This window comes from Persicitalea sp. (genome assembly GCF_041751555.1).
Lineage (GTDB): Bacteria > Bacteroidota > Bacteroidia > Cytophagales > Spirosomataceae > Persicitalea.
Genome location: NZ_JBGSXF010000705.1, coordinates 1 through 2,409, shown reverse-complemented (window position 1 = coordinate 2,409; position 2,409 = coordinate 1). Strand labels below are relative to the sequence as shown.

Sequence of the window (2,409 nt, the reverse complement as noted above, 5' to 3'; positions counted from 1 at the left end):
CCTTTCTTCTTAATCAATATAAAATCATAAACAGAAACAGCCATGCTACGCAACTACCTGAAAATCGCCTACCGCAATCTGGCCCGCAACAAGGGCTACTCTTTCATCAACATCGGCGGCTTAGCTATGGGCATGGCCGTGGCGATGCTTATCGGCTTATGGGTGTACGATGAATTGACGTACAATCATTACCACAAGAATCACGACCAGATCGCGCAGGTCTGGCAAAGCGGAGTAAGTAATGGTGAAATCAACACCCGCATCACTGTGCCGAGGCCGTTGGAAATGTCACTGCGTAACGAGTACGGCGACGACTTCAAGCATATCGTGATGAGTAGCTGGACGCTGGATGGAGTTATGGTGCACGGCGATAAACAGATTGTAAGAAAAGGAAACTATATGCAGCCCGCAGCGCCCGAGATGCTGAGTCTGGAAATCCTGGCAGGACAAAAGAATGGCTTGCAGGAAACAAACTCGATCATGCTGGCGGCTTCCACGGCGAAGGGCCTTTTCGGCAACGGAGACCCCATCGGTCAGATCGTGAAGTTCGACAACAAGTATAATCTGAAAGTGACGGGTATTTTTGCCGATATTCCGTCCAGCGACTCGTTCAACGAAATGACTTTCATCATTCCCTGGGAACATTTCGTGGCCAATACTGAATGGATCAGGGACGCCGCCGACCAATGGAATAATAACTCATTCCGGCTATTTGTGCAGCTTAACGATAACGCGACGATGCCGGAGGTAACGGCCAAAATAAAGGACATCAAATTAAAGGCAGCCCCCGACCGCGCTCAGTATAATCCGCAGTTTCTGTTGCTCCCGATGAACGACTGGCACCTGAAATCTAAGTTCGAGAATGGCGTCCAGGCGGGCGGGGCGATCGAAAACGTCTGGCTGTTCGGCATCATCGGGGCGTTCGTGCTGCTGCTGGCCTGCATCAATTTTATGAACCTCAGCACCGCTCGTTCGGAGAAAAGGGCGCGGGAAGTCGGCATCCGCAAATCGGTGGGTTCGGTACGTGGGCAGTTGGTGAGCCAGTTTCTGAGCGAGTCATTTCTGGTGGTCGGGCTGGCGTTTTTGGTTGCCATGTTGCTGGTGCTGATTTCAATTCCTGCCTTTAATACGCTCGCCGACAAGCAAATCACTTTTCCCTGGAGCAATCTTTATTTCTGGGGTGCGTCGCTTTTGTTCATCGTTTTCACGGCGATGCTTTCCGGCAGCTACCCGGCTCTGTACCTCTCTTCTTTCCAACCCGTCAAGGTTTTAAAGGGTACTTTCCGCGTGGGACGTTATGCCGCCTTGCCTCGCAAAGTGTTGGTGGTGTTGCAATTCACTGTCTCGGTAGCCTTAATTATCGGCACGGTTACCGTCTTCCGACAAATCCAGTTCACCAAAAACCGCCCTATTGGCTACGACCGAGCGAATCTGGTTCAAATCCCGCTGACCGAGGGCGCTTTCGAGGGTAAGTACGCTTTCATCCGCAACGAACTCCTCAACTCAGGGGCCGTGGTGGATATGTCTGCGACCAGCAATCCGACGACCGATATATACTACGGTCGGGGCGGGTATTATTGGGAGGGCATGCCAGCGGATTTCCAGGCTAGTTTTGCATGGATTGGCGTCTCGGCGGACTATGCCAAATCACTCGACATGAAAATCATCGCGGGCCGGGATTTTTCGCCGGACTTCCCTTCCGACTCCAACGCGGTACTCCTGAATAGAGCCGCCGTGGAATACATGGGGCTGAAAGAACCCGTCGGGACGTTGCTCCGCAACTACGGTGCCGACGATCCATCGTACAGTTTAAAGGTCATCGGGGTCGTGGAGGACATGGTAATGGACTCGCCTTACGAAGCCGCGCGACCCTCCCTTTATGAAATTAACAAAGATCCAGCCCGCTTTTATCACCTGCGGCTCGATCCCAACCAAACTGCCAGCAATAGTCTCGCCACCATCGAAGGAGTTTTCAAGAAAAACTTCCCCGATCTGCCTTTTCAATACAAGTTCGTTGATGAAGAGTACGCTGCTAAGTTCGCCTCCGAAGAACGGATCGGCACACTCGCGGGCGTCTTCACCGGACTGGCGATTCTCATTTCCTGCCTGGGCCTTTTCGGTCTGGCTTCCTACGTCGCTGAGCAGCGTACCAAAGAAATCGGCGTCCGTAAGGTACTGGGCGCGAGCGTCGCCAGTTTGTGGCGGTTGCTGTCCAAAGATTTCGTGCTGCTGGTTGTCATCGCCCTGCTCATCGCCGCGCCGCTGGCGTGGTACTTCATGGATGGCTGGTTGCAGAAATATACCTACCGTACTGAACTATCGTGGTGGATATTCGCGGCGGCGGGCGTGGGGGCATTGGTGATTACGCTCCTTACAGTAAGTTTCCAGGCCGTGAAGGCGGCGTTGATG

At 53.1% G+C, this 2,409-nt stretch carries 1 protein-coding gene; it reads left to right on the top strand.

Annotated elements, in window-relative coordinates:
• Positions 1 to 42 precede the first annotated feature (42 nt).
• On the top strand, positions 43 to 2,409 hold a 2,367-nt coding region (locus ACEW8P_RS24635), incomplete at its 3' end, for an ABC transporter permease (protein WP_373515717.1).